The sequence below is a fragment of the Kitasatospora sp. NPDC058965 genome (assembly GCF_042741245.1).
Taxonomy (GTDB): domain Bacteria; phylum Actinomycetota; class Actinomycetes; order Streptomycetales; family Streptomycetaceae; genus Kitasatospora.
In genome coordinates this window covers 1-5,565 of record NZ_JBHYKG010000433.1, presented here as the reverse complement: position 1 = coordinate 5,565, position 5,565 = coordinate 1, and the positions used below count along the sequence as shown (strand labels likewise).

The window sequence follows — 5,565 nt, the reverse complement described above, 5'->3', positions numbered from 1 at the left end:
GCCACACCACCTACTGGATCTCCCGCTGGCCCCAGCTGAGCCGCCCGTCCGGCGCGGCCGGGCGGGGGTTGGCCCCCGCCCCGGGGGACCAGCGGTCCGGCCCCCCCCCCCCGGGCGGGGCGGGGGCGCCGCGCCGGCTCAGTGCTTGGCCCGCAGCGCCTGGGCGTGCTCGCGCACCTGCTCCTTGGTCAGGTAGGCGTCGGTGTACTCGAAGTCGCGCAGCCGGGCGGGCTGGCGGGCCAGGAAGCCGGTGCGCACGAAGTCGTCGCCGGCGGTGGCGTTGATCAGCCAGTTGCAGCCGACCCGGAACTTGGCCACGTTGGTCCGCATCGCCATCAGGTGGTAGCCGCGGGCCACCAGTTGGGCCGGCACCCCGCTCATCTCCACGCCGATCGGCTTGGAGACCGCGTCCTTGCCGCCCAGGTCGACCACCAGGCCGAGGTCCTTGTGGTAGTAGGGCTGCAGCGGCTGGTTGCGCAGCGCGGCGACCAGGTTGTCCGCCAGCTTGCGGCCCTGGCGGGCCGAGTGCTGCGCGGTGGGCGGGCAGACCGCGCCGTCGCCCTTGGCCAGGTCCGGGACGGCCGCCGCGTCGCCGAGCGCGAAGACGCCCTCGAACTGCGGCACCCGCATCTCGGCGGTGACCGCGATCCGGCCCCGCACGGTCTCCGCGTCCAGGGTGGAGATCAGCGGACTGGCCGCCACGCCGGCGGTCCAGATCAGCGTCCGGGACGGGATCACCCGGCCGTCGGTGAAGGTGACGCTGTGGTCGTCCACCGCCTTGACCGAGACGCCGAGCGAGACCTCCACCCCGCGCTCGCGCAGCACCTTCAGGGCCCGGGTGCCCAGGTGCTCGCCGAGCTCGGGCATCAGCTTGGGGGCGATGTCGATCAGGTGCCACTTGATCAGCCGCGGGTCGAGCCGCGGGTAGCGGTCCAGCGCGGCGGTGGTCAGCCGCTGCAGGCAGGCGGCGGTCTCGGTGCCGGCGTAGCCGCCGCCCACCACCACGAACTGCAGCCGCTCCTCGCGCTCGGTCCGGTCCAGGGTGGCGGCGGCCAGGTCGAGCTGGGCGATCACGTGGTCGCGGATGTAGGTGGCCTCCGCCAGCGTCTTCATGCCGCGCGCGTGCTCGGACAGGCCGGGGATGTCGAAGGTGCGGGTGACGCTGCCGGGCGCCAGCACCAGGTAGTCGTAGGGCTCCACGACCTCCTGGTCGGTGATCTTGCGGATGATGGCCACCTTGGCCCGCGGATCGATGCCGATCGCGCCGCCCGGGATCACGTCGGTGCGGCGCAGCGAGCGGCGCAGCGAGACGGAGACCGACTGCGGGGTCAGCACCCCGGCGGCGACGTGCGGCAGCAGCGGCAGGTAGAGCTGGTAGCTGAACGGGGCGACCAGCGTGATCTGGGCCTCCGTGGCGGCGAGCTTGCGCTCCAGTCGGCGGGCGCACTCCAGTCCGGCGAAGCCGCCGCCCACCACCAGGATCCGAGGACGTTCCATCATTGATTCCTTCGCTGGGCGAGGTCCTGCGCCAGGCGCGGGGCCCGGTATGACGGGGTGACAACTCTCCGTCACCCTCGCACGCGGGCCGGGGGCGCGCCACCGCAGCAGGGCGGATGGGTAGGGTTGGCGCGTGCTTCGTGAAGTGACCGCCGTGCGGTACGTGACCCCGCTGCGCGAGGGCGGCTCGATGCCCGGCCTGGTGGCCGGGGACGACGGCCGGCTCTACGCGCTCAAGTGGAGCGGGGCGGCCCAGGGCCGCAAGGCGCTGGTGGCCGAGGTACTGGCGGGGGAGCTGGGGCGCGCCCTGGGCCTGCCGGTGCCCGAACTGGTGCGGCTGTGGCTGGACCCGGTGCTGGCGCGCAGCGAGCCGGAGCAGCAGATCCAGGAGCAGATGCGGGCCAGCGGCGGGTTGAACGTCGGGCTGGCCTTCGAGAGCGGGGCGCTCAACTTCGACCCGCTCTGCTTCGGGGTCGATCCGGAGCTGGCGGCCCGGGTGCTCTGGTTCGACGCGCTGATCAACAACGTGGACCGGTCCTGGCGCAACCCCAACCTGCTGGTGGTCGGCGGCGAGCTGCGGCTGATCGACCACGGCGCGAGCCTGATCTTCCACCACCACTGGCCGGGCGCGGCCAACTGGACCCGGCGCGGCTACGACGCGGGGGACCACGCGCTGGCGCGGTTCGCGCTGCCGCTCGCCGCGGTGGACGAGGAGCTGGCCGCGCGGGTCACCCCCCAGCTGCTGGCGGCGGCCGCGGCGGCGGTGCCGGAGGAGTTCCTGGTGGACGAGCCGGGGTTCGCGGGGCCGGCCGAGGTGCGGGCCGCGTACGCGGCGCAGCTGACGGCGCGGCTGGCCGGGCCCAGGGAGTGGCTGCCGGTCCTGGAGGTGACGGCGTGACGGAGCAGGAGCTGCGGGAGTACGAGTACGCGGTGGTGCGTGCGGTGCCCCGGGTGGAGCGGGGGGAGTGCGTCAACGTCGGCGTGCTGCTCTACTGCCGCTGGCAGGAGCGGCTGGTGGTCCGCACCCTGCTGCCCGGGGCCAAGCTGCGCGCGCTGGACCCGGCGGTGGACCTGGACGGGGTGGCGCGGGCGCTGCGCGGGATCGAGGCGGTGGCCGAGGGCGGGCCGGCGGCCGGCCCGGCCGCCCAGGACAGCCCCGGCCGGCGGTTCCGCTGGCTGACCGCGCCGCGCAGCGCGGTGGTCCAGCCCGGCCCGGTGCACACCGGCCTGACCGCCGACCCGGAGGCCGAACTGGCCCGCCTGTTCGCCGAGCTGGTGGCGTAGCGGAGCTGCTCGGTTGAGCAGGTGAAACCTGGAGTTAATAAAGCTCTTATGCGTAATCTGATCCCATGGCTCCCATGACGACCGCCACCCCCGACATCACCACCACCGACCTGATGGACGCGGTGGCGGCGGTGAGCTCCGCCTTCTTCGTCGACTTCGCGGGCGCGGCGGGCCGGCACGGGCTCAGCTCCTCGCAGGCCAAGGCGCTCGGCGTGGTCACCGAGGCGGTCCCGATGCGGGCGCTGGCCGGCCGGCTGGGCTGCGACGCCTCCAACGTCACCGGCATCGTCGACCGGCTGGAGGGCCTCGGCTTCGCCCGCCGCGAGGCGGCCGCCACCGACCGCCGGGTCAAGATCGTCACGATCACCGACGCCGGCCGCGAGGTGCTGCTGCGGATCCGCGCCGACATGGGCCGGGCGCACCGCGCGCTGGAGTCGCTGGACGGGGAGCAGCGGGCCGCGCTGCTGGCCATGTGCGCCCAGCTGCTGCCGCTGCTCGAAGCCTGACCCCGGGCCGGGCGAGGGGGAACACGGGTGGTGCACGGCTGGCTGGGCGACGTCTCGCTCGCCCTGGTGGTGCTGGTCGGCGCCTCGGTGCAGCGGATGGCCGGGATCGGCTTCGCGCTGGTGAGCGCCCCGGCGCTGGCGCTGCTGCTCGGCGCCTCCCAGGGCGTGGTGCTGTCCAACTGCGCGGCCGGTGCGATCAGCGCGATCGGCCTGGCCACCGCCTGGCGCCAGGTGCGCCCGAAGGCGATGCTGCCGCTGGTCGCGGCGGCCGCCTGCACCGTGCCGGCCGGCGCCTGGGTGGCCCGCCGGCTGCCCGAACCGCAACTGCTCGCGGTCACCGGCGCGCTGGTGACGGTCGCGGTGCTGCTGGTGCTGCGCGGCGCCCGGGTGCCCGCGCTGCGCGGGCGCGGCGGGGCCGCAGTGGCCGGTGCGGCCAGCGGCTTCATGAACTCCGCCGCCGGGGTGGGCGGCCCGGCGGTCTCGCTCTACGCGGTCAACGCGGGGTGGACGGTCCGCGAGTTCGTGCCGAACGCGCAGTTCTACGGGCTGCTGGTCAACCTGTTCTCGATCGCCGCCAAGGGCACGCCGCGGCTGCCCGGAGCGGCCTGGCTCGCGGTGGCCGCCGCGCTGGCGGGCGGGGCGGTGGTCGGCCACCGGCTGGCCGACCGGGTGCCGGAGGCCCGGGCCCGCCGGGTGGTGCTGCTGCTGGCCCTGGGCGGCGGGGTCACCACCCTGGCCAAGGGCCTGCTCGCCTGGTAGGGCCTGCCTACGGGCCGGGCTGACCTCGACTGTTAGGCTTGCGAAGCGTGAGCGCGAAGCCCCTGATCCCCAATGTCCTGGCCGCCCGGTACGCCTCGGCCACCCTGGCCCAGCTGTGGTCCCCCGAGCACAAGGTGGTGCTGGAGCGCCACCTGTGGCTGGCCGTCCTCAAGGCCCAGCGGGACCTCGGCATCGACGTCCCCGAGACCGCCGTCGCCGACTACGAGCGAGTGGTCGACCAAGTCGACCTGGCCTCCATCGCCAACCGTGAGCGGGTCACCCGGCACGACGTCAAGGCCCGGATCGAGGAGTTCAGCGAGCTCGCCGGCCACGAGCAGATCCACAAGGGGATGACCTCCCGGGACCTGACCGAGAACGTCGAGCAGCTGCAGGTGCGCCAGTCCCTGGAGCACGTGCGCGACCGCACGGTGGCCGTCCTGGTCCGCCTCGGCCGGCTCGCCGCCGAGCACGCCGAGCTGGTGATGGCCGGCCGCTCGCACAACGTCGCCGCGCAGGCCACCACGTTGGGCAAGCGGTTCGCCAGCATCGCCGACGAGCTGCTGGTCGCGTTCGCCCGGCTGGAGGAGCTGATCGCCCGCTACCCGCTGCGCGGGATCAAGGGCCCGGTCGGCACCGCCCAGGACATGCTCGACCTGCTGGGCGGCGACGCCGACAAGCTCGCCGAGCTGGAGCAGCGGGTGGCCGGCCACCTCGGCTTCGACAACGTCTTCACCAGCGTCGGCCAGGTCTACCCGCGCTCGCTGGACTTCGAGGTGCTCACCGCCCTGGTGCAGCTGGCCGCCGCGCCGTCCAGCCTGGCCAAGACCATCCGCCTGATGGCCGGTCACGAGCTGGTGACCGAGGGCTTCAAGGAGGGCCAGGTCGGCTCCTCGGCGATGCCGCACAAGATGAACACCCGGTCCTGCGAGCGGGTCAACGGCCTCGCGGTGATCCTGCGCGGCTACGCCTCGATGACCGGCGAGCTGGCCGGCGACCAGTGGAACGAGGGCGACGTCTCCTGCTCGGTGGTGCGCCGGGTCGCGCTGCCGGACGCCTTCTTCGCCTTCGACGGCCTGCTGGAGACCTTCCTGACGGTGCTGGACGAGTTCGGCGCCTTCCCGGCCGTGATCGAGGCCGAGCTGGACCGCTACCTGCCGTTCCTGGCCACCACCAAGGTGCTGATGGGCGCGGTGCGGGCCGGGGTCGGCCGCGAGGTCGGGCACGAGGTGATCAAGGAGCACGCGGTCGCCTCGGCGCTCGCCATGCGGGCCGGCGCCCGGGAGAACGAGCTGCTCGACCGCCTGGCCGCCGACCAGCGGATCCCGCTGGACCGGGCCGCGCTGGACGCGCTGCTGGCCGACCGGCTCTCCTTCACCGGCGCGGCCGGTGCCCAGGTGGCCGTGCTGGTCGAGCGGATCGGCGAGGTCGCGGCCCGGTACCCGGCGGCGGCCAAGTACGCCCCCGGCGACATCCTCTAGCCGCTCCGGCCTCAGCCGGTCGACCCCGGGAACTCGTGCCC

General features: G+C 74.4%; 6 protein-coding genes. 5 read left to right on the top strand and 1 reads right to left on the bottom strand.

The window, feature by feature from the left end; genetic code table 11:
* Positions 1 to 138: 138 nt before the first annotated feature.
* Positions 139 to 1,497, bottom strand: a complete 1,359-nt coding sequence (locus tag ACFW1A_RS37730) for an NAD(P)/FAD-dependent oxidoreductase (RefSeq protein ID WP_380417687.1) — start codon at positions 1,495 to 1,497, stop codon at positions 139 to 141.
* A gap of 133 nt (positions 1,498 to 1,630) precedes the next feature.
* Here ACFW1A_RS37730 and ACFW1A_RS37725 point away from each other — a divergent pair, with 133 nt between their 5' ends.
* From ACFW1A_RS37725 to purB, 5 genes are all read left to right on the top strand, one after another.
* The gene (locus ACFW1A_RS37725) at positions 1,631 to 2,395 is read left to right on the top strand and encodes a HipA family kinase (protein WP_380417685.1); all 765 of its coding nucleotides are present in this window, start codon (positions 1,631 to 1,633) and stop codon (positions 2,393 to 2,395) included.
* A complete protein-coding gene (locus ACFW1A_RS37720) occupies positions 2,392 to 2,781 on the top strand; it encodes a DUF3037 domain-containing protein (protein ID WP_380417683.1) in 390 nt (129 codons plus the stop codon). The genes ACFW1A_RS37725 and ACFW1A_RS37720 overlap by 4 nt, the downstream gene beginning before the upstream one ends.
* Positions 2,782 to 2,855: 74 nt before the next feature.
* Positions 2,856 to 3,287, top strand: a complete 432-nt coding sequence (locus ACFW1A_RS37715; protein ID WP_380417681.1) for a MarR family winged helix-turn-helix transcriptional regulator — start codon at positions 2,856 to 2,858, stop codon at positions 3,285 to 3,287.
* A 27-nt stretch (positions 3,288 to 3,314) separates the two neighbouring features.
* Entirely contained in the window at positions 3,315 to 4,046 is a 732-nt protein-coding gene (locus ACFW1A_RS37710) for a TSUP family transporter (RefSeq protein ID WP_380417679.1), read from the top strand.
* A gap of 38 nt (positions 4,047 to 4,084) precedes the next feature.
* Positions 4,085 to 5,524 (top strand): adenylosuccinate lyase, encoded by a 1,440-nt coding sequence (gene purB, locus ACFW1A_RS37705; RefSeq protein WP_380417677.1) that lies wholly within the window; start codon positions 4,085 to 4,087, stop codon positions 5,522 to 5,524.
* Positions 5,525 to 5,565 lie beyond the last annotated feature (41 nt).

Excerpts from the sequence above, each read along its gene's own strand:
- ACFW1A_RS37730 (WP_380417687.1), bottom strand. The coding sequence starts at position 1,497 with ATGGAACGTCCTCGGATCCTGGTGGTGGGCGGCGGCTTCGCCGGACTG.
- ACFW1A_RS37715 (WP_380417681.1), top strand. The coding sequence starts at position 2,856 with ATGACGACCGCCACCCCCGACATCACCACCACCGACCTGATGGACGCG.